Source organism: Chitinimonas sp. JJ19 (assembly GCF_036961565.1).
GTDB lineage: Bacteria > Pseudomonadota > Gammaproteobacteria > Burkholderiales > Chitinimonadaceae > Chitinimonas.
In genome coordinates this window covers 224442-246458 of the sequence record NZ_JBAMDD010000001.1, presented here as the reverse complement: position 1 = coordinate 246458, position 22017 = coordinate 224442, and the positions used below count along the sequence as shown (strand labels likewise).

At 60.6% G+C, this 22017-nt stretch carries 19 protein-coding genes; 8 read left to right on the top strand and 11 right to left on the bottom strand.

The annotated features are described in order from the left end of the window. Position 1: 1 nt before the first annotated feature. Positions 2-1042, bottom strand: coding sequence for an endolytic transglycosylase MltG (gene mltG, locus V7714_RS01120; protein ID WP_335387411.1), 1041 nt, complete (start codon positions 1040-1042; stop codon positions 2-4). A 285-nt stretch (positions 1043-1327) separates the two neighbouring features. On the opposite strand from mltG, the gene V7714_RS01115 reads away from it, so the two are divergent. Then, positions 1328-2056, top strand: a complete 729-nt coding sequence (locus V7714_RS01115) for a hypothetical protein (RefSeq protein WP_335387410.1) — start codon at positions 1328-1330, stop codon at positions 2054-2056. Here the strand turns inward: V7714_RS01115 and V7714_RS01110 are convergent. From V7714_RS01110 to V7714_RS01100, 3 genes are all read right to left on the bottom strand, one after another. Next, entirely contained in the window at positions 2046-4055 is a 2010-nt protein-coding gene (locus V7714_RS01110) for an ATP-dependent DNA helicase (RefSeq protein WP_335387409.1), read from the bottom strand. The genes V7714_RS01115 and V7714_RS01110 overlap by 11 nt on opposite strands. 311 nt (positions 4056-4366) lie before the next feature. After that, positions 4367-4558, bottom strand: a complete 192-nt coding sequence (locus tag V7714_RS01105) for a YjfB family protein (protein WP_284196657.1) — start codon at positions 4556-4558, stop codon at positions 4367-4369. 82 nt (positions 4559-4640) lie between these two features. Continuing rightward, complete coding sequence (locus V7714_RS01100; protein ID WP_335387408.1) at positions 4641-4970, bottom strand: hypothetical protein; 330 nt, start codon at positions 4968-4970, stop codon at positions 4641-4643. 216 nt (positions 4971-5186) lie between these two features. On the opposite strand from V7714_RS01100, the gene dapC reads away from it, so the two are divergent. Both dapC and dapD read left to right on the top strand, forming a co-directional pair. Beyond that, positions 5187-6380 carry a succinyldiaminopimelate transaminase gene (dapC, locus tag V7714_RS01095; protein WP_335387406.1) on the top strand — a complete coding sequence of 398 codons (1194 nt, stop codon included), beginning with the start codon at positions 5187-5189 and terminating at the stop codon, positions 6378-6380. Between the two features lie 42 nt (positions 6381-6422). Next, positions 6423-7247 carry a 2,3,4,5-tetrahydropyridine-2,6-dicarboxylate N-succinyltransferase gene (dapD, locus tag V7714_RS01090; RefSeq protein WP_335387404.1) on the top strand — a complete coding sequence of 275 codons (825 nt, stop codon included), beginning with the start codon at positions 6423-6425 and terminating at the stop codon, positions 7245-7247. Positions 7248-7354: 107 nt separating this feature from the next. Here dapD and V7714_RS01085 read toward each other — a convergent pair whose 3' ends face one another. Beyond that, a complete protein-coding gene (locus tag V7714_RS01085) occupies positions 7355-10204 on the bottom strand; it encodes a TonB-dependent receptor domain-containing protein (RefSeq protein ID WP_335387402.1) in 2850 nt (949 codons plus the stop codon). A 490-nt stretch (positions 10205-10694) separates the two neighbouring features. On the opposite strand from V7714_RS01085, the gene V7714_RS01080 reads away from it, so the two are divergent. Continuing rightward, positions 10695-12299 (top strand): GGDEF domain-containing response regulator, encoded by a 1605-nt coding sequence (locus V7714_RS01080; RefSeq protein ID WP_335387400.1) that lies wholly within the window; start codon positions 10695-10697, stop codon positions 12297-12299. A 464-nt stretch (positions 12300-12763) separates the two neighbouring features. On the opposite strand, the gene V7714_RS01075 is transcribed toward V7714_RS01080, so the two are convergent. Continuing rightward, on the bottom strand, positions 12764-13549 hold the full coding sequence (locus V7714_RS01075; RefSeq protein ID WP_335387398.1) for an MOSC domain-containing protein: 786 nt from the start codon (positions 13547-13549) through the stop codon (positions 12764-12766). Positions 13550-13669: 120 nt separating this feature from the next. On the opposite strand from V7714_RS01075, the gene V7714_RS01070 reads away from it, so the two are divergent. From V7714_RS01070 to V7714_RS01060, 3 genes are all read left to right on the top strand, one after another. Further along, the gene (locus V7714_RS01070; RefSeq protein ID WP_335387396.1) at positions 13670-14530 is read left to right on the top strand and encodes a DMT family transporter; all 861 of its coding nucleotides are present in this window, start codon (positions 13670-13672) and stop codon (positions 14528-14530) included. 74 nt (positions 14531-14604) lie between these two features. After that, a complete protein-coding gene (locus V7714_RS01065) occupies positions 14605-16050 on the top strand; it encodes a hypothetical protein (protein ID WP_335387394.1) in 1446 nt (481 codons plus the stop codon). Positions 16051-16168: 118 nt separating this feature from the next. Continuing rightward, positions 16169-17467 carry a tryptophan--tRNA ligase gene (locus V7714_RS01060; RefSeq protein ID WP_335387392.1) on the top strand — a complete coding sequence of 433 codons (1299 nt, stop codon included), beginning with the start codon at positions 16169-16171 and terminating at the stop codon, positions 17465-17467. Positions 17468-17541: 74 nt separating this feature from the next. On the opposite strand, the gene V7714_RS01055 is transcribed toward V7714_RS01060, so the two are convergent. The 4 genes from V7714_RS01055 to V7714_RS01040 are packed head-to-tail and all read right to left on the bottom strand — an operon-like array spanning position 17542 to position 20270. Then, positions 17542-18210 (bottom strand): site-2 protease family protein, encoded by a 669-nt coding sequence (locus tag V7714_RS01055; protein WP_335387391.1) that lies wholly within the window; start codon positions 18208-18210, stop codon positions 17542-17544. 19 nt (positions 18211-18229) lie between these two features. Further along, on the bottom strand, positions 18230-18754 hold the full coding sequence (locus V7714_RS01050) for a CPBP family glutamic-type intramembrane protease (RefSeq protein WP_335387389.1): 525 nt from the start codon (positions 18752-18754) through the stop codon (positions 18230-18232). A 23-nt stretch (positions 18755-18777) separates the two neighbouring features. Continuing rightward, positions 18778-19398, bottom strand: a complete 621-nt coding sequence (locus tag V7714_RS01045; RefSeq protein ID WP_335387388.1) for an L-threonylcarbamoyladenylate synthase — start codon at positions 19396-19398, stop codon at positions 18778-18780. 17 nt (positions 19399-19415) lie between these two features. Further along, on the bottom strand, positions 19416-20270 hold the full coding sequence (locus tag V7714_RS01040) for a 3',5'-nucleoside bisphosphate phosphatase (protein ID WP_335387386.1): 855 nt from the start codon (positions 20268-20270) through the stop codon (positions 19416-19418). A 316-nt stretch (positions 20271-20586) separates the two neighbouring features. Here V7714_RS01040 and V7714_RS01035 point away from each other — a divergent pair, with 316 nt between their 5' ends. After that, on the top strand, positions 20587-21216 hold the full coding sequence (locus V7714_RS01035) for a LysE/ArgO family amino acid transporter (protein WP_284196671.1): 630 nt from the start codon (positions 20587-20589) through the stop codon (positions 21214-21216). A gap of 18 nt (positions 21217-21234) precedes the next feature. On the opposite strand, the gene V7714_RS01030 is transcribed toward V7714_RS01035, so the two are convergent. Next, positions 21235-21978 carry a substrate-binding periplasmic protein gene (locus V7714_RS01030; RefSeq protein WP_335387384.1) on the bottom strand — a complete coding sequence of 248 codons (744 nt, stop codon included), beginning with the start codon at positions 21976-21978 and terminating at the stop codon, positions 21235-21237. Positions 21979-22017 lie beyond the last annotated feature (39 nt).

The window sequence follows — 22017 nt, the reverse complement described above, 5'->3', positions numbered from 1 at the left end:
ATCACTTGGCTCCCAACTGGTAGCGGCGCACCGCCTGATTGTGTTCGGCCAGGGTCGAAGAGAAATACGAAGAGCCATCGCCCTTCGCCACAAAGTAGAGTGCCTTGGACGATGCCGGATTGGTGGCGGCCAGCAAGGCAGCCATGCCTGGCATGGCAATCGGGGTAGGCGGCAGTCCGCCACGGGTATAGCTGTTATAGGGCGTATCGGTTTCCAGATGGACGCGCTTGAGGTTGCCGTCAAATGCCTCGCCCAAGCCATAGATCACGGTCGGGTCGGTCTGCAGCCGCATGCCTATGCGCATGCGGTTATGGAACACCGACGAGATCATGGGCCTGTCATTGGCGGCGCCAGTCTCCTTCTCCACAATGGAGGCCAAGGTCAGTGCCTCGTAAGGCGACTGCAGCGGCAGGTTGGCAGCGCGCGCCTCCCAGGCGGCGGCCAACTGTTTCTGCATGGCCTCATGGGCGCGCTTGAGTACCTGTATATCGGAACTCTGCTTGCCGAAATGATAGGTATCCGGGAAGAACAGGCCTTCAGGTGACGGCGCCTTGGCGCCGATGGCTGCCAGGATGGCAGCATCATCCATGCCCGCCGTATCATGTCGCAGATCCGGGTCCTTGGCCAAGGCTGCTTTCACCTGCCGCCAGTTCCAGCCCTCGACTATGGTCAGCGTAGCACTGGAAACATCGCCGTCAGTCAGCTTGGCCAGCAGCTGCAACGGCGTAACGGGCTCGCTGAGCTCGTAGCTACCCGCCTTGATGCGGCCAGCGTCACCGGTAAGGCGAGCCAGCACCGTCAACAGCCAGGGCTCTTCCACCAAGCCCTCGGCTGCCAACTGGTTGGCAGCCATGCGCATGGTGGTGCCCCGCTCCAGCACAAAGGCACGCGGGCCGCCATCGAGTGGAAAAGGCGTATGGGCATAGCGCCAACCATACCCACCGACGGCCACCGCCGTCAGCAGCAACAATACACTCAGCCATGCCAGCAAACGGCCGAGTAGCGATGCCCGCTTGGGCGAATTCTTGTTAGCACGTGCCAATTCAGCTTCCAGTATCTCTCGGTAAAACACCGCTTATCCGGTGCGCGGTTCCCAAGCCTATCAAGGCCAGTCATCCTGTATTCCAGTGTGCCTGCCACCGGCCACCGCGCCGGCACAAGGCCAAGCTTGTCAGTTTGCCATCAATCGGCAGGGCCGGCATCTTGGCCGGCCATGGCTACTACGACTCCTAGCCGGCTATCGTGAAATTTCCCACCCGGCTTGCCTTGCCGGCGGGCAAACACTATACGCAGTAAACCGTCACTTGCATCCTGCTGGAGTCCTGCCATGTATCGCCTACTACGCCTGCTCTGCGCCGCAGCCTTAGCCCTGAAGGTAGCGGCCGACCCTACACCCTTCAACCCAGAGACAGGGTATATCGACCTGCCCTCCGTGCAGGTTGGCGAGACGGTATACAGCGTCACCCTGCAATTGATAGGCGACCGCCTGCATATCACCGCCATTGCCCCCGCCAGCGACACGGCCAATCCGCTGGTATTCAATCTGGCCACCAACAGCATCCTGCTGCCAGAGGTAACCATAGGCCTGCAGACCTATTGTGTGGAGCTGCTGCTGCAAAGCGATGGCACGCTGGCGCTAGGGGTAGTGCAGGACTTGGGCAAAATGGCCTCGCTATACACCACCAAGGGCCCCTCCACGGTCAAAGGCATGCAGTCGGTCAAAACCAAGAGTGTCAACACTGTGGGCAGCAACAAGATTTACAGCCTGACTTTCCACAACAACACACTGATGTTTGTGACCGTCAACGCTCAAAATCAGGTCACCGCCCTCAACTACCAGACCCAGGACGGCAAGCTGGAGTGGGACGCGGTTGTGGACACCCATACCGGTGCGGTTGTGATCACTCAGGGCGCTTGCCGTAATTGCAGCAAAGTCACGGTCAGCAGCACCGGCGCCATCAGTTTCGACAACGTCGAGATGAGCGGCTTTACCAAGGACAGCCAGAATACGCTGATACCGGTGGATAACGTCTCGCTGCTAGGCGTCATTCCGTAACGCCAACCTTCATGCGGGCAAAGAAACGCTCCACCACACTCAACTCCCGCGTCCGCAGCATGGGCGGCAAGGCTTTCCATATCTGCTTGCCATAAGGTTTGTCCACCAAACGGGGGTCGCAGATCATCAGCACCCCCTGGTCGGTCTCGTCCCGTATCAGACGCCCGGCCCCCTGCTTGAGCGTAATGGCTGCGCGCGGCAACTGATACTCAATAAAGGCATTGCGTCCAGCGCGGTTGATCTTGTCTATGCGCGCTGCCAGCACCGGGTCATCCGGCGCGGCAAAGGGCAGCTTGTCTATGACCACCAGGCGCAGTTGCTCACCCTTGACGTCTATCCCCTCCCAAAAAGTCTGGCTGGCTACCAGTATTGCATTGGGCTGGGTACGGAAACGCTCCAGCAGCTCGGTACGGGTACCTTCACCTTGCAGCAGCATGGGGTATTGCAGACCCATGGCTGGCAATCTGGCATTGAGCAGATCGTAGGCCTCCCGCATGGCGCGCAAGCTGGTAAACAACAGAAAGGCATGGCCTTCGGACAACTTGATCAGTGGCAAAGCCGCCTCGATCACGGCAGCTGTGTAATCCCGGTTATTCGGGTCAGGCAAGCCCTGGGGCACGTAGAGCACCGCCTGCTGCTTGTAAGCGAAAGGCGATTCCCAGGCCGCCTGCTCTGCCTCCCACAAACCCATCTCGTGGGCGTAATGCTTGAAATTGCCGTTCATGGCCAGGGTAGCGCTGGTAAACACCCAGGCGCGCTCCTCGTGCATCTGCTTGGCAAACAGGCGGGCGATATCCAGTGGGGTGATATTGAGCTGAAAACCCTGCGGGCTCACCTCCAGCCAGAACACCGCATCCAGATGGCTGGCTGCTGGCTTGGCCTTGTCCGACTCAGCCTTCTCCACTGCGACGGGTACGGCTGGCGCCGGCTCCATACCATCACGCCAGCGCCGCAGCACGCCCAGTTGCTCGGCAGCTCGGCGACGGCAGTTCTCCAGCCCTTCAGAGCGTTCAGCCTGATCCACCAAGCGGTCGACCAACTCTGTCAGTTTTTCCTCCAGCACACCCAGGGCCGCATGAAAGGCCAGGTTTTCGGCCAACTGGTGCTGCGGCGCACGCAAGGCATCCTGGCCAAACACCAGCCTGAGATCGCGCGTGGCCTTGTCCAGGGCCAGCGCTGCCGCCGGCAGGTGCACAAAATCCTTGGCTGCAGCCAGTGCTTCGGCGCGGCTGTCTCTTGCCAGCTCCAGCAGCGACCCCGAGGCCACCGTTTCGCCAAAGAACAGGCTGGCCACTTCGGGCAACTGGTGGGCCTCATCGAAGATCACGGTATTGCAACGCGGTAGCAATTCGCCCGCACCTTCGTCCTTGAGCCAGACATCGGCAAAGAACAGGTGGTGGTTCACGACCACCACATCGGCCTCCAGCGCCTGTCGGCGTGCCTGCATGACAAAGCAGTCCTGGTAGCTGGGGCATTCCGAACCCAGGCAGTTGTCCCGTGTGGACACCGCGTGCTGCCAGGCCGGAGAGGACTCAGGTACGTTGGAGCAGGCCGACTTGTCGCCATCGCTGGAGGTGGCAGCAAAGCGCGCTATGGCCTGCAGGTGGATGACGTCTTCCTTGCGGGCAAAGCGCCCATCTGCCAGCGCGCGCTCCAGGTGGTAGACGCAAACATAGTTGGCACGCCCCTTGAGCAGCGCCGTCGTAACCGGCACCTTGAGCGCCGCGCGCACCTTGGGCAAGTCGCGATGAAATAGCTGATCCTGCAGGGTCTTGGTACCAGTGGAGACAATCACCTTGCCACCAGACAGCAAGGCCGGCACCAGGTAGGCATAGGTTTTCCCGGTCCCGGTTCCCGCTTCGGCGATCAGTGGTTTTTTGTCCTTGATGGCGCACTCCACCGCCTGGGCCATCTCGACCTGCTGGGTGCGTGGCCGATAGCCAGGCATGGCCTGGCTGAACAAGCCGCCTTCGGCAAAGACATCATCTAGGGTGGTCACGGTAAGCAGGAGGGAAGTCGATCGCGCCGCGATTCTAGCATGCCCCTTCCACCAGACCCGCCCGCACCATGCAAAACGCCGCCTGGCAAGGGCGGCGGTGTCTGAAACATTTACCAAGCAATCCGGGCAGTCCGGGCTTAATTACTGCCCATTCACATTAATGACGAGCGGCAGCGAGGTACAAGGGGGTGCCAATCAAGCATCAAGGGAGCACCGGCTGGTTCAGGCTGCGCCTAAACCCAGCACCTGGGTTCTCCCAGGCGCCTGACCGGTCCATCAACCCACCCATGGCTTGAGCCTATAACCGGCGCTCAGGCTCGCACATCAATCGCGTTACCCAGATTCGCCGGGTTACTGGGCGGTGTAGGCAGTGCCTCAAGCAAGGCCATGGCGTTGCTCTTCTGGATATCCAGCGCCTTGCGCAAGGTCAGGATGGATGCCTGCGCCTGGGTCTTGGACATGGCCTGGTCAGAGATCGCACTAGCAGCACTGGAGATATCCATAACATCCTTTCGGCAACAGAGCCTGGGCAGAATTGCTCTTCAGCTTAGACCAGTTTCCTGGCCTCTACCCCGGCTTTATCGGCTATTTCTTCCGCTTCTTTAAGACTTTCTTTGTCTTGCCCTTGGATTTCGTCACCGCCGATTTCTTCTTGCCCGTTGCCTTGCTGGCCTTGCGGCTCGCACCCTTGCTCTTGATTACCTTGCCGCGCCGATCGCGCTTGACCTCGACTGCACGCTTGGGCTTGCCCACAGGCTCGGCTGCGGCAGGCACATCACCCGGCAAGGGGGCCTCGGCCGTCACCGCAGGGGGGGCCGGCTGCACCGGCACCAACACCGATTCCGCCTGCACCGGCAATGCCAATGCCACTGAAACGCCAGCACACAAAAGCCAGCGGGAGAGAGTTAACAGCATGGACGACTCCAACCTCTTTGCAACTATTCAAAAAGCACAATCTGCCGCGCAAGCACATCTACCTCAGATCCAGCTCAATCAGGCCAGATCGGCATGACGTAAGCATGCAACGGGGATGCGTAGTGTAACGACTGCGGCGACCTGCCGCAGGCTTTGTTTTGCAGCAAGCCAAAGCTCCCTATAATCGAAGGCTTTCAGCCCCATGGCGGCCACCACGTGAATCCCCTGCTAGACCGCTTACAGCCCTATCCGTTCCAGCGCCTCAAGGCCCTGCTTGCTGGCGCCGAGCATGGTAATGGCCTGCGCCATATCGATCTATCAATCGGTGAGCCCAAGCATCCTACCCCCGAACTGATTAAAACTGCCCTGCAGGCGCACTTTGGTGGGCTGGCGCAATACCCTGCCACACTGGGTTCGGCTGATCTGCGCGGCGCCATTGCCGATTGGCTGGCACAGCGCTACGACATTGCCCGGCCCGACCCGGCCAGCGACATACTACCCGTCAACGGTAGCCGCGAAGCGTTATTCAGCTTTGTCCAGGCGGTCATCAACCCCAGCGCTTGCGAGAAGCCGATCGTGCTCTCGCCCAACCCCTTTTATCAGATTTACGAAGGAGCGGCGCTGCTGGCCGGTGCTGAACCCTATTACCTGAACTGCCTGCCTGCGCAGCGCTTCCAGCCCGACTGGGACAGCGTCCCGGCTGACATCTGGCAACGCACCCAGCTGCTGTTTGTCTGCTCGCCCGGCAACCCGACTGGTGCCGTGATGTCGCTGGATGACTGGCGCAGACTGTTTACCCTGTCGGACCAGTACGGTTTTGTCATTGCCAGCGACGAATGCTATTCGGAAATCTGGTTCGACACGCCCCCCTTGGGCGCCTTGCAGGCTGCCAGCCAGCTGGGGCGCGGCTATCAGCGCCTGGTCGTGTTCTCCAGCCTCTCCAAGCGCTCCAATGCCCCCGGCCTGCGCTCCGGCTTTGTGGCAGGTGATGCCGACATACTGGCGGGTTTTCTGCTCTACCGCACCTACCACGGCTCTGCCATGTCGGCCACGGTGCAAGCAGCCAGTGCCGCCGCCTGGCGTGACGAGCAGCATGTGGCCGTCAACCGGGCCGAGTACCGGGCAAAATTCGAGGCCGTCGTTCCCTTGCTGGCAAAGCCACTGGGCGCCGAATGGCCCGATGCCGCCTTCTATCTGTGGACCCAGGTACCGCAACGCTATGCTGGCGACGACGCGGCGTTCTGCCGCGACCTCTACCAGCACTGCCACGTTACCGTACTGCCCGGCAGCTACCTGGCACGCGACGCGCATGGCCAGAACCCTGGTGCCGGGCGCATACGCCTCGCCCTGGTCGCACCCCTGACTGATTGCATCGAAGGTGCCCAGCGCATCGCGGCCTACGCCAACTGAACCGCCACCATATCCAAACCCCAGCCCATCGAGACCCGCACCATGACCCATCCACTACAAGCCACCATTGAAGCCGCTTTCGAGAACCGCGCCGACATCACGCCAGCCAGTATCAGGCCAGACCTGCGCGCCGCCATAGACCAGGTCATCCTGGAGCTGGACCGCGGCCAGTTGCGCGTGGCTGAGAAGAAAGACGGCCAGTGGGTGGTCAACGAATGGGCCAAGAAAGCCGTCCTACTGAGCTTCCGTGCCAATGACAACCGTGTGATGGACGGCGGCGAGACGCAATTCTTCGACAAGGTGGACAGCAAGTTCGCCGGTTGGAGTGATGCCGATTTCCGCCAGGCCGGCTTTCGGGTCGTCCCGCCTGCCATGGCCCGCCGCGGCAGCTATATCGCCAAGAACGCGGTGCTGATGCCGTCCTACGTCAATATCGGCGCCTATGTCGATGAAGGCACCATGGTGGACACCTGGGCGACGGTCGGCTCCTGTGCGCAGATAGGCAAGAATGTGCACCTCAGTGGCGGCGTCGGCATAGGCGGCGTGCTGGAACCCCTGCAGGCCTCGCCCACCATCATCGAAGACAACTGCTTTATCGGCGCCCGTTCCGAGATTGTGGAAGGCGTGATTGTGGAAGAAGGCGCTGTTATCTCCATGGGTGTCTACATAGGCCAGAGCACCAGAATCTATGACCGCGAAACCGGCGAAGTCAGCTATGGCCGCGTACCGGCCGGCTCGGTGGTGGTAAGCGGCAACCTGCCCTCGGCAGACGGCAAGTACAGCCTCTACTGCGCCGTCATCGTCAAGAAGGTGGATGCCAAGACCCGTAGCAAGGTGGGTATCAATGAGTTGTTGCGCGGTATCTAAGCGTTAGTGCAAGCACTCCAGTAACGACAGCCACAACGATAGTGTCACAACAGTAAAAAAGCGGCGCCCTAGGGCGCCGCTCTCATTACGCAACTTCCTTAAACGACTTAGAACTTGTGCGTCGCACCGACATAGTAGGAGCGGCCAAAGATGTCGTAATAACCAGGAATGGTGTCCAAGGCCTGAGTACCTGCAGTACCCGAGGCAAAGAACGGTGGCTTCTTGTTAAACAGATTGGTTACGCCACCGTACACTTCGGTCGACTTAGCCACAACATAGCCCAGACGAACATTGTGGTAGGTGTGGGCCGGAATGCGTGGATAGCCAGCTTCAGTTGTACCAACGGCCATGTCCGCACCACCAATGTGGCGGATATTCCAGTTCATTTTGAACGGACCCTTGCGGTAGCCAACATTGGCGTTGGCAGTGAACTTGATGAAGCCTTGGTCGGAGGTCGAGCCACCAGCTTGGCCCAGCAGATCAACCGGCTTTTGGCCAGCCAACGGCTGCAAGGTAGCTTCGTCATAAATGGTCGAAATGAACGAGAAGTCCATATCGCCCCACGAGTTCTTCATGCCATAACGGACATCCAGATCCACACCTGCAATTTCCTGACTAGCTACGTTCTGCAACTGCTCATTCACAGCCGTCAGCACATAGTTGCCGTTTACCAGTGGATGTGTACCACGTGTAACTGCGCTGCAAAGCAGGCGGCTGTCATAGCACAGGTTAACGGCAACCTGACGCGATACCGTGGTGATGATGTCCTTTATATCAATCTCGAAGCGGTCAATGGTCAAAGCCAAGTTAGGCACAAACTTGGGCTGCCAAACAAAACCATAGGTCATGGTGGTAGCCACTTCCGGCTTCAGCGCATTGTTACCGCCTGACAGGCCGGTCACGCTTTGCTCGACCACCAGCGGCGGCGCGTAATCAGCTGGCACACCATCTGCCTGACAGTTGGCCGCGCGAGTCGGGTTGGCATTGCGGCGCGACGCGGTACAAGGGTCGTTCACTACGCCGGCAGTTGTGCCCACGCCAGACAATTCGCCCGGGTTGGGCGCACGCACTGCACGGGCCTTCATTGCACGGAAACGCAGGCCTTCCACCGGCTCCCAATCACCACCAAATTTCCAGGTGTTGTAGCTTGTGTCACCCGAAGCCTCTGAATGACGATAAGCCCCTTCAAAGTTCAGCGACTTGGCAAACGGCTTATCAGCCAGGATAGGTACCAGCAATTCGGCGAACATTTCGCGCGTCTTGATCTTGACGAAATCAGTGTCGCCAATCTGGTTACCCGTGACCAAGCCCTGGTTGATGGCAGCATCGTAATCCAGGCCACCAGAGAAGGTACGGTACTCCGCACCGATAGCAGTACGCATGGCACCTGCTGGCAGTTCAACCAATGCACCAGTCAAACTGGCATTGGTGCTGTTGAGCGAGCTTTCGCCCACCGCGGTCGAACCCATGCGGATGTAGTTCTGCATGGCAGCCGTGTACGGCGCGAATGGATTGATAGGGACGCAACCTTGTGCGCGTGCAGTGGCATCAACGCAGCGATAGCTACCTGGGTTGGCCGGATCAGCCTCGACACGCAGGCCGTTGTACAACTGCACCTTGCCGACCAGACCTTCGGTAGACAGATTGACCTTGGTACGACCATAGACATTGGACAGTTCCCAACGCCAGTCACTACCCAAGCCGAAGATGCTATCGAACTCGCCCTTGGTACCGACAACGGTACGGGCAGTATCACGGTCATTCTTGGCACCGCGATTGCCGCCGGCAGTTTGATCCGAGAAACGCTGCCACCAGGTCATCTCGGTCACGTTACCGGCCACCGCAGCAGTGCGCAGCTCGGCAGGAATAAATGGGTTGTTGATAGGAATCGTCACAGCAGTCACGCCGCCAATACGGTCGCCCGCAGCGGAAGACTGGAAGGGATGGCCTTCAAAGCTCGAATCAACCTTGGTCTGTCCAAAGTTGAACTCGGCAAAGGCCTTGACCTTCTCGCTCAGCGGATACTCCATATCGCCAGCCACCATGATACGGGTGGTCGGGATAGCCAGATCGCGGTTGGCGTTGCGGTTGTAGCCATCCTTCGAGACATCGAAGGGGATCAGCGCACCATTCTCAGTAAAGCTGTTACCACGACGGGTATAGCTATTGGTACCAACAAAGAAGCGACCATTCTCACCTACACCAGAACGCGCTGCAGGGCCGCGCACCTGCGTGGCAGGCGACAGCCAGGCGAAGTCCTCAGCACAGATGTAGCGATCCTTACAGCTGACCTGGCCCTGCTTGTCAAACTGCAAGGTCAGCAGGCCACGACCAGCATCACCGAGCTTGCCACCCATCATGATGTAGCCGCTAGGGTTCTTGTTATCGCCCTCGCTGGCCTCGCCATAGGAGGCATTGACTTCCACACCCTGGAAGTTCTTGCGGGTAATAATGTTGATCACACCGGCAACGGCGTCGGCGCCGTAAATGGCCGATGCGCCACCAGTAATGACTTCAATGCGCTCGATATTGGCGGTCGGGATGGTATTGAAGTCCACCGACATGCTGGTGGAGGAACCACCCGGCACGCGGCGGCCGTTGATCAGCACCAAAGTACGCTGGGCACCAAGGTTACGCAGGTTGGCGTTGTTCAGACCCGACGAGGCCACACCAGAGAAAGTGGACTGAGTACGGGAAGAACCAAAGGATGGAGCGAACTGGGGTAGTTGCGTTGCCATGTCGGCAAAGTTTTCCATACCCATATTGCCAAGGGATTCCTTGGTCACGGTAAGCACAGGTGTGGTACCGCTCAGATTGGCACGTACGATGCGGGAGCCGGTAACAACCACGACTTCCTGCTTAGCAGCGTCTTCTGCAGCAAATGCCGGCACCAGCGCCGGTACCATGCCACTCATCAGCAGTGTTACGGCTGCACTAATCTTTCTCTTGGCGAACATCGAACTCCCCTTACGATCATGTTAGGCGCTCCGGCAAACCAATGGGCGACAGCACTCCAGACAAGGGGATTGCGCTTCAGACGTAATAGACACATTGCAACACTACGCAGGCAACGTAGCTTATCGTCAGGCCGCAACTCCCCTGCTTGTGCACAGAAGGACACGCCGCTAAAGACTAGAGCTGCAGGGATCTCCCACAACGCCAGCGCTTGGCTACCGAAATCTCCGAGCGGCAACATTTATTTACAACTGCCAACACCTGTTTACTGCCGCTCGCGGAACCGATCATAACGAGCGTCATACTGGACAGCGCCGGATATGATGGAAAAAAGCCTCAAACACGGCAGACTGTTGTCAACCAGCGACACAAAAACACAGCAACCCAAACACCCCGCAAACGGCCAGCCTCCTTATTTCCACAAAGGTTTCCTCGCTTTTGCCGCCCCGCATGTAATAGACTTTATCCAACAGCCCACAAACGACCCTCAGCATGTCCTGCCCCCCTGCCGAACTGCAAAAGAAGTACGAAGCCATGCGCGCCACTTGGGGTGCCTATCGGGCTACCCCGCGTTTCGAGCAGTTCGTCGAGTTCGCTGTCATTCTGTCCAGCTTCGCCGAATTCCTGCATGCCAAGGGCTTGTCCGGCCTGCATCAGTTTGCCCGCGATATCGAGCAGCAATCGCTGGCCTTGTTTGGTGACGAGCACACCCATCCGATTGCCGATGGCGCGTTGCAGGAGTTGGAGAGCCGCGTGGAGGGCCTGTGCGCCCGGGCTGCCAGTTTTATCGAGCACAGTACCCGCCCCATAGAAGACCGACGTGCCGGTCACGATAGCGAACCCGCTGCCGATCTCTCGCCGGGCCGCCGGGTCTGGTTTATTGGCGACGACCTTGACGCCTGGCGTGACCTGATCTCGCAACTGGGCTATTTCGGCATCAAGGCCGAGGGATACAACTGGACCAAGCTGCCGGCCAATGAGGATGAACCGACCACCCTGCTGCTGGACATGACGGGCATCGCCATCGGCATCGCCAGCCAGCACATGCAGAAACTACGCACCCGCTTTGCCGCCAGTAATCTGCTGGGGCTCAATATCGATGCCGACTTCAGCAGCATGCAGGCGGCACTGGGCGCCGGTTGCGACTTCTGCTTTGCCCGTGGCACACCGTTGCCGGCCATCATGGCCAAGATCATAGAGCTGCACGCCAGCGAAGAGGAAGAAGCCTACCGTGTGCTGGTAGTGGAGGACTCGCTGACTGCCAGCAAGCTGATACAGCGCACCCTGGCTGAAAACGGCATAGAAAGCCAGGCCATTGCCCAGCCGCGCGAGGTACTGAATGCGCTCAAGCGCTACCAGCCAGATTTGATCCTGATGGACATGTATATGCCCGGCTGCACAGGCGTGGAAGCCGCGCGCGTCATACGCCAGCACCCGGAGTTCCTGTCGGTACCCATCGTCTACCTGTCGGGCGAGACCGATGTGGGCCTACAGGTCGACGCCCTGCGCCTGGGCGGCGACCACTTCCTGACCAAGCCGTTCAACCCGGTCATACTCAACGCCATCGTCAAGAGCAAGATAGAGCGCTACCGACTGCTGCGCCGCTCCATGTTCCACGACAGCCTGACCGGCCTGCTCAACCATACCAGCTCCAAACAACGACTGGATGCGGCAGTGAATGCCGCCGCCAACGAGCACGAGGCCCTAGCGGTCGCGATGATAGATATCGACCACTTCAAGAAGGTCAACGATAGCTACGGCCACCCGGTTGGTGACCAGATCATACGTAGCCTGGCGTGGTTGCTGAAACAGCGCCTGCGCAAGACCGATATCGTCGGCCGTTACGGTGGTGAGGAGTTCCTGGTCGCCCTGCCGGGCGCCAATGCCACTCAGGCCTTCCAGATACTGGATCGCATACGTCGCGACTTCGGCCAGATCAAGCATCCCTTTAACGAGACCTGGTTCAACACTACCTTCTCCAGCGGCGTGTCGCAGTTCCCCACCATACCCAGCGGCGAAGCCCTGGTGAAAGATGCCGATGAGGCACTCTATGAAGCCAAGCGCGCGGGGCGGGATCGCGTGGTAATCCACGCCTGAGCCCGACCGCGCCAGCAGATCATCGCCTAGCGGCCGTGCCGCTATTGAGCGCCGCTAACAAAACCCGGCCTAGCGGCTCTGGCTCCACGTGTGAGAGCAGGTGGTACGGCAGGCAGTAGGCGAGGAGGCCGAACTCGCACAACAAAGCCCGAAGGGCTTAGAGCCTGTTCAAAGTCTTTTCGCCGCGTCGTTCGCAACCTTGCCGGATGAAGGGCAAGGCGCAAGCCGCGCAGCGGTACCGGTTCCGGTATCGGTACCGTAAGCGGCTTGCAACGCCGCCATTCGCCGGCAAGGCTGCGAACCCATAGGGCTGATCTGGAAAACGGCCATTCACTGCGTTGTGGCGCTTGGCAATAACTTGTTATTGCCTGCGCACCACGCCTTGTGCCTGGCCTTTTTCCAGCTCAGCCCAGCGGGCCGGCGCGCGGCGAAAAGACTTTGAACAGGCTCTTAGGCAGCGGTGCCTAGACCAACTCCACCACATCGCCCAACTGCAATCTACCCAGGCTGCGTGCCACCAGATTGATGCCGAACATCGTGCCATCCTCGGTGCGGCGATAGCTGTTGAGGGTTTCCAGCGGCTGGCGATCCGCCGCTGGCGTGGCAGTATCCGGGTCTACCGTAGTAAACAGGCAGCGTGAACAGGGTTTGAGGTTCTCGAACACCACGTCGCCTATCCGTATGTGCTGCCAGCTATCTTCAATAAACGGCACACTGGTTTCCACAACCAGATTGGGGCGGAAATGCCGCATGCTGACTGGCTGAACCAGCCTGCCATTCAGCTCGTCCAAAGACGCCGTGCCTATCAGCAGTACGGGATAACCATCCGCAAAACTGACCGGCACCTCTGGATCCTTGCGGGTACGGCGAGTGCTGTCCGCGCCGGTATAGACCAGCCTGCAGTTGGTGCCGAGAAAATCGGAGAACCAGAAATCCGCCTCATCGCTACCTACCTGCGCGGCAAATTCTCCGCTTTGCCACACCGTCACGCCCTGCCGCTCCTGCAGGTCAGCAATCTCCACCCGCAGGCTATCCATGCCCGGCGCATCGAAGGTTACACCGCTGGCATCCATGCTCGCCGTAATCAGTACCATCCGTGGATACTGCCGACCGGTGAGAAAGCCCTCTCGGTCGCTGACCAGCATCCAGCGCCTGTCATGTTGCAGGCCCATGGCCTCTACCAAGGCCGACGACACCAGGTTGGATCGGCATGACTTGAGGGGATGGATATGGATTTCAGCGAGTCGCATCAGCAGCACTCCGTGTTGAACTAGACGCGGCCGTCAGGGGCCGGCCAGCAATATAGAACAAATGCCGGCTCGGCTGCAGCTAGAATCGTCCCCAGGTTCACTCTGCCCCGCCGCTCGCTGATGTCATCCACGCGTTTTGCATTCCCCGCCCTGCTGGCTGGTGCCGCCTGCATAGGCTTTGCCGGCATATTCGTGCGGCTGTCCGATATCGGCCCGGTTGCCACCGGTTTCTGGCGGCTGCTGCTGGCCGCGCCCGTACTATGGCTGCTCAGCCTGTCTACGCCTGCACCACCCATCAACCGTCGCCGTGGCTTGGCCCTGCTCGCCATTGGGGCCTTCTTTGCGCTTGATCTCACGGTCTGGCATCTGTCGCTGCATATCACCACCGTCGCCAACGCCACCTTGCTGACCAACTGCGTTCCAGTGTTTTGCGTGCCCCTGGTAGGCTGGTTGATCTGGAAAGAACCTATCGCCCCCGGCTTCAGCCTGAGTTTTATCGTCACCCTCGCCGGCGTGCTGCTATTGACTGGTGAAAACTTCGCCCTGGCCCCGGCCCGTTTCCGGGGCGATCTGCTGGCCACCTTGGCGGCGGTGTTTTACTGTGGCTACCTGCTGGTACTCAAGCTGGTCAGGCAGGACATGCCCGTCATGCGCTTGATGGCCATCAGCAGCGCCATCAGCGCCATGGTCATGCTCGCCATCGCCCTGGTCCGGGGCGAGGCTATCTGGCCCAGCGGCTGGCATGCCTGGTCGGTACTGGTGGCGCTGGCACTGATCACCCAGGTAGGTGGACAAAGCCTGATCGCCTATGGCCTGGGCCATCTGCCCACCCACGTCTCGGCCCTGGGCTTGATGTTCCAGCCACTGGTTGCCACACTGGCCGCCTGGCTACTGTTTGCAGAGGCCATCTCGCCTCTGCAGGTCAGTGGCGCCGTGGTCATCGTACTCGGTGTCTGGCTGGCCAAGCGCCAGACGCACTGATACACCTGCAACCAGCCCAACCGATTTGCCGCAACTGTGCGGAACCCCTAACACCCCTTCGGGTCGGATCGCCCATGACACTACGCAACACCTTTATCGCCGCCTTATTCGCCCTTGCCACCGTGGCAGGCGCCCAGGCCGAAGAAGACGCCGGTCAGCGCTGGCGCCAGCATGCCCAGGAAGACCTGCTGCCCTGGTGGACCCAGGCCGCTGCACAAGGCGAACCAGTGGGCAGGTTTCCCACCTTTCGCTGCAACGACGGCAGCGCCTATCTGGCGGCAGCCCCCTGCCCCGAGCTTGCACAAGCACCAGACTGGATCAAGAGCGAGCTCAAGCGCGACTATGTCCGCATGCAGTCACGCCAGATCTACACCTATGCCATGGGCTTCCACCTGACCGGCGACATCAAGCTGCTCAAGCTGGCCCAGGCCGGGGTGGCCGACCTACGTGCGCGCGCACTCGACAAACGCACCGGCAGCGCAGCCAGCTGGTTCGAGAATGGCAAGCCGCAGCCGGCCATAGGCATGCGCAACGCGCAGGATCTGTCGTACGCGGGCCTGGGCATGGCTGCGGTGTACTACCTCACCCGCGACCCCTTGGTGCTGTCCGACCTGATCAAGCTCAAACAGCACATCTTTACCTATCAGGACCCCAAGACCGGGTTGATACGCTGGCAGGCCAAGGATGGCGGCAATGGCGACGCCCAGCGCGAGGAACTGGTTGCGACGCTGGATCAGCTCAATGCCTATCTGATCCTGGTCACACCCATCCTGCCTGAAGGGCCGCTGAAGCGCCGCTGGCAGGAGGATATCGGCAAGTTGTCTGGCGCCATGGTCAAGCGCTTCCATGATGCCGACCGTGGCCGCTTCTGGGGCACCCGTGGCCTGCCGGACAGCGACAGCGCCGATGGCCGCCATAACGACTTTGGCCACACCGTGAAAGCTTACTGGATGCTCTACCTGGCGGCCCGCCAGAATCAGGACACAGAACTGGCCAGCCAGGCCCGCGACGGCATGCGCAAGACGCTGGATGCCGCCTGGCTGCAGGATAGCGGCAGCTGGGGCGAAAAATGGCGGCAGGACGGCAGCGTGGTGCCGCACAAGAGCTGGTGGATCTACGCCGAGCTGGATCAGGCTGCCGCCACACTGGCCGTACAGGAGGGAGACGACCCCAGCCGCTGGCAGGCGGCAGGCCAGTGGTGGCTGAAGCATTTTGTGGCAGCGCCAGGTGGCGAAGTGTGGGGCAGTGTATCGGCCGACGGCAATGCCCGGCCACAGCTGCGGCAACATCACTGGAAGAACGGCTTTCACGCCATGGAGCACGCACTGGTCAACTACCTGGCCAGCCAGGCCCTGGCGGACCAGCCCGCCACGCTCTACTACGCCACGCCCGCCACCCGGGTCGCCGCACGCTTCAAACCCTACACCTTTGAAGGCCACACCCTCTCAGTAGAGAAGCTGCAGGCCGAGGGCACCGCCATCCAGAAGGTCAGCATCAAACTGGATCGCTACAAGCGCTGATCTCTACCCGTGACGGCCAGGCAAGGGCGCTGCGTAACGCTTTTGCCTGCCTGCGGGTATCCCTGGCCGTTTATCCCCGCTAGACTCCTGCCTGCACAGCAGCCCGAGGATCCCCACCATGAAACAACGCGTACTGACCGGTATCACCACCACCGGCACGCCCCACCTGGGCAACTATGTCGGCGCCATACGCCCGGCCATTGCCGCCAGCCTGGTGGCTGGCAACGAAAGCTTCTTTTTCCTGGCCGACTACCACGCCCTGATCAAGTGCGACGACCCACGCCGCATCGAACGCTCGCGCCTGGAGCTGGCCGCCACCTGGCTGGCCGCCGGGCTCGATACCGAGCGCGTGGTGTTCTATCGCCAGAGCGATATACCCGAGATACCCGAGCTCACCTGGCTGCTGACCTGCGTCACGGCCAAGGGCCTGATGAATCGCGCCCACGCTTACAAAGCCTCGACCGATGCCAACGAAGCAGCTGGTGAAGAGCCCGACGCTGGCGTGACCATGGGCCTGTTCAGCTACCCCATCCTGATGGCGGCCGACATCCTGATGTTCAACGCCACCCATGTGCCGGTAGGCCGCGATCAGGTCCAGCATATCGAGATGGCACGGGATGTCGGACAGCGCTTCAACCACCTGTTCGGCCAGGGCAAGGAGCTGTTCGTGCTGCCCCAGGCCGTGGTCGAGGAGCAGGTTGCCACCTTGCCCGGCCTGGATGGCCGCAAGATGTCCAAGAGCTACGACAACACCATCCCGCTGTTCGAGGGTGGCAGCAAGGGCCTCAAGGAGGCCATAGCCCGCATCGTCACCGATTCGCGCCTGCCCGGTGAAGCCAAGGACCCGGACAACAGCCACCTGTTTACCCTCTACCAGGCTTTTGCCAGCAGCGAAGAAACCGCTGCCTTCCGCACCGCGCTGCTCGAAGGCCTGGGCTGGGGCGACGCCAAGCAACAGCTGTTTGAGCTGATAGAGCGCGAAATCGGCCCCAAGCGCGCCCACTATGCCGAACTGATGGCCAACCCCGAGCGCATCGAGGCCGCGTTGCAGGAAGGTGCCCGCAAGGCCCGCGCCCTGGCCACACCACTGCTGGTACAACTGCGTGAAGCAGTGGGCCTGCGTCGCTTCCAGGCCATCGCCGCGCCGGTAGCCGCCAGCGATAGCAACAAGCCGCAATTGCCCATCTTCAAGCAGTATCGCGAAGCTGACGGCCGCTTCTACTTCAAGCTCACTACCCACGATGGCCGGGTGCTGCTGCAAAGCGAGGGCTTTGAGCAGGGTCGTGATGCCGGCCAGTGGGTAGGCAAGCTCAAGCAGCACGGTGCAGCGGCTCTGGCCGATGCACCGGTGCAATTGGGTGATGGCATCAGCCAGGACGACGTCGCCGATGCGCTGTCCTTGCTGTCGGCCGAATAGGACGCAATCCTGATGTGACAACGCCCTGCAAGCTTGGCTTGCAGGGCGTTTTTATTGGGTACACCGAAAGATCATCACGCTAGATTGAGCACCACCGCAATCAAACCCACCACGATACCGATCAAAGGCCCAAGTATGGTTTTCAGGATACCGCTGAAAAACAGGGCTAGTACGATCCAGTTGCCATAGGGCTCGTGCTTGGCGTAGGTGAATGCCTGCTTGTCAGGTAGCAAGCTGAATACAATGCGGCCACCGGGAAACGGCAGTATGGGAATCAGCATCAGAATGCCAAAGGCCACGTTCATCACCACCCCGATCTCGGCCATTTTCCGCAAAGGCTCGGCGAAATAGCTCTCGGGATTAAGCAAGGCCAGCTTGAGCAGGATAGCCCAGAACAGCGCCATGGCCAGGTTGGCAGCTGGAATCGCAGCAGCCAACCAGCGCATGGCCCATTTTGGATTGCGCAGTTGCCCGTAGTCTATGGGCAAGGGCTTGGCCCAGCCTAGCAACAGGGGCGGCACTGCACCGCCCGACATTGTTGTCAGTGCGATCATGCCCAGCGGCAACGCTATTGTTCCAATTGGATCGATGTGCGGCGTAGGGTTGAGTGTCAGCCTGCCATTGGCACGGGCACTACGATCACCCAGGTAGTCTGCCACCATGGCCTGTGCCGCTTCTGGAATGGTCAGCGCAAAAATGACCGGCAGGGCATAAAGCGTCAGTATTTCAAGTAGTTGTTGCATGTGATACCAGTTGGTTAAACTAAAGTTGACCTATTCCCCAGCCATATCGCTGAGCCGCCGTCACCAGCCAGGCCAGCCCATTATGCAGGGCATGCACCGCCGTCACAGCCAGCAAGGCCCCGATTCTGGAATGGCGCGCACGATACCAGTAGGCAGCCGCCAGGAATACACCCACCACCGCTGCATTGACCACAGCAGCCAGGAAACGGTGGTAATGCAGTAGGCCGAATACACTGGCACTGAACAATACAGGCCATAGGGGGCGGCTGGTAAAACGACTTGCCAGCCATAGCGGTAGCGACTGGTGCAGCAGGGTTTCCAGCCAGGGCGCCAGGCAGACGCTGAATACAAACAGGTGCAGCAGGCTGCGCTGCGTGTCGCCCAGATAGAGCGGGACAGGTTGCCCTACTGCCTGCGCCGCCTGCAGCAGCAGTACGCCTATCGCGATCTTGGCCAGCAAGCTGAGGCTATAAACCGCCAGGACGAAGTAAACAAAGCCCTTGCCCGCCAGGCGCTGCAAGCCGGCATCCAGCATCTGTGCCATACCGGCCAAGCTGGCTGCCATCATTACAGGCCGAATACGCTGGCGTCGCCCGCCCCCCGCCGTATCAGGACCGGGTCTTCCAGCAGGTCTATCACCGTCGTGGGGTTGGTGCCGCAATGGCCACCATCGATCACCAGTTCGACTTCATGCTCCAGCCGCTCGCGTATTTCCCAGCCCTCAGTGGGCGGCCACTCATCACCGGGCAGCAGCAAGGTGGATGTCAGCAAGGGCTCGCCCAGTTCTTCCAGCAAGGCCAACGCTACCGGATGCTGCGGCACCCGCAAACCGATGGTGGCACGCTTGGCCTGCATCACGCGCTTCGGCACCTCGCGGGTGGCTTGCAATATCACCGTATAGGGGCCAGGCATGGCGCTCTTGAGGTAACGAAACTGGCGGTTGTCCACCTTGGCATAGGCGCCCAGTTCCGACAGGTCTCGGCACATCAAGGTAAAGTGGTGCTTCTCATCAACCTGGCGTATCCGGCGTATGCGCTCCAGCGCATCCTTGTCACCCAGATGGCAGCCCAGGGCATAGCAGGAATCCGTGGGATAGACGACCAGGCCACCACAGCGGATGATCTCCACCGCCTGCTTGATCAGGCGGGGCTGGGGGTTGTCGGGATGGATGGCGAAGAATTGAGACATGGGTGCTTGATCTGCCTTCAGTTTGCCAGCGTGGCGGCATCCACCCAGCGTGACCAGACGGGGACCGGGCCAGGCGGCATATCCGGCAGCACACCAGGCTCACGCGCACCCTCACCGGTGGCGTGGTAATCGGTACCGGCCGATGCCAGCAGGCCATGCATCTCAGCCAGGCGGGCAAAACGGTCGAAATCTGCCGGGTTATGGCTGCCCGACACCACCTCTATGCCCTCCCCGCCAGCAGCCTTGAATTCCTCTATCAGCTCGCCCATGGTCTGCTTGCCGAACTCATAGCGGCCTGGGTGAGCGATCACCGCCACCCCGCCGGCCGCCCTGATCCAGCCTACGGCATCTTCCATGCTGGCCCATTGGTGCGAGACATAGCCAGGTTTGCCACGGGCCAGGTATTTCTTGAATACGCCTTTCATGTCCTTGGCCAGGCCGCGCTCTATCAGGTGCCTTGCAAAATGGGCACGCCCTATCATCTCAGGGTTGTCGGCAAACTTGCGGGCCCCCGCCAGCACGCCGGTTACCCCAACCGCGGCCAGCGCCTCGTCCATACGCACGGCACGTTCATCACGGCCCTGGCGCACACTGGCCAGTCCGGCCAGCAAGGCCGGGTGGGCAGGGTCGAACCCCAGCCCGACGATATGCAAGGTGTGCTTGCGCCAGCTGACCGACACCTCCACCCCAGGCACAAATCGCATGCCCAGGCTGGCCGCTTCGGCAGCCGCATCGGCCAGGCCGCGCACATCGTCATGGTCGGTCAGTGCAAAAAGCTTGCAGCCCCGGCCATGGGCGCGCGCCACCACCTCGCGAGGGGGCAGCATGCCGTCCGAGACATTCGAGTGTGCGTGCAGGTCAACGGGCAGCATGGTGTTTCCTCCAAAGCATTATTTTAGCAGAGCCCACCCCTGTCAGACCGCCGGCACCCAGGCGAGTTTGCTGCTACCCAGTCCAACCCACCATCAGATCATGCAATATGCCGATGATAAAAAAGGAAATTTATCGTCGCACCTACCCTCGCAGCAGCAAGGTGGCCATTGCCGGTGCCGCCCCCAGGCCAACGAGGCAGGCAACTGTACTGGTCATTGCACCTACCCAGCCAAGCCTGCGCTCAGCGTGGCTGTGCTTGGAGCACGATACGACAGCAGTTAGGCTGTCTGCTGTTCACTCTGCGGTCACTACCCCATGTCCAGCTTTCAAGCCCCTATCGCCCTGCAGGGCTTTGTCCTCGGTGCCGGCCTTATCATGGCCATCGGCGCCCAGAATGCTTTCGTACTGCGGCAGGGGCTCAAGCGTGCCGCACCCTTGCTGACAGCACTCACCTGCGCCACCTGTGACGCCATCCTGATCGCCGCCGGCCTGCTGGGCGCTGGCGCCTTGGTCAACGCGCACCCGGCGCTGGCCAATTGGGCAGCCGGCCTGGGCGCGGCATTTCTGTTCTGGTACGGCGCCCGTTCGCTGCGCGCTGCCCTGCAGCCAGGCCAGTTGCAAGCCGCAGAAGGCCAAGGCGTGGTGCAATGGCAGAAGGTGATCGTCACCACCCTGGGCTTCAGCCTGCTCAATCCCCATGTCTATCTCGATACCGTGGTCCTGCTGGGTAGCATAGGCAGCCAGTTTCCTGCCGGTGCAGCACGCGTCTCGTTTGGATTCGGCGCCATCATGGCATCGTTCGTGTGGTTCTTCTGCCTGGCCTATGGCGCTGCCAAGCTAGCACCTTTGTTTGCCAAACCGGCAGCCTGGCGCGTGCTGGACGTGCTGATCGGCCTGACCATGTGGGGTATTGCAGCGACACTGGCGGCCCGTATCCTGGCCTGACCAGGCAATCGGCACAGGCTACAGCCCCGCTGCCTTGAGCAGGGCCTCCAGTTCACCACGCTGCTGCAGCCTTGCCATGGCGGCATTGAAAGCCGCCAGCCTGGCCTTGGCACCGCTGTACTGGCGCGACACCAGCAGATGGTTGGTAATGGGATTCGGTGCCTGCAGGTGGCTGATGGCACCAAAACGGGAAGCCTGTGCGGCGAAGTGGTTGGCAATGTAATAGCGGCCCAAGCGGTCGCTCATGGGGACCAGGTCTACCCGACCGGCCAACAGCTTGGCCAGCGACTGCTCATAGGCATTGCCCATGTCCAGCGGCACCTTGGCCCGCTGCAGTTCATCCACATACCACTCACCGTAGATGGCACCCACCTGGTAGCTGCGCAACTCGTCCAAGGTGTTGATTACCGGCGGGCTGGCATAGTGCTGCCTGTCATAGAACAGCACACTGCGGGTGTCGAACAGGCTGGCACTGAAATCAAAGCGCTGGTGCCGATCTGGCGTCATGGTATAGGGAAAGGCAGCAAATACCTGACCACGCTCCACCATGCGTTCGGCCAGAGGCCAACTGGTGAAGATGAACCGTGGCTTGATCTGCATCTCCGCACAGACTGCACTGACCAGCTGCGCCACGGGCCCGTGGCCCGGCAGTTTCTGCGATACAAAGGGCGGCCACTCGCCAGTGGCTATGGGCAAGTCAAGGTCGGCAGCGCTGCAGGACAACGCCAGCAAACCCAACAGAAACGCACGCAAGCCAGACATGCAAGACCCCCCGCCACGCCCCAGAATGACTACATAATA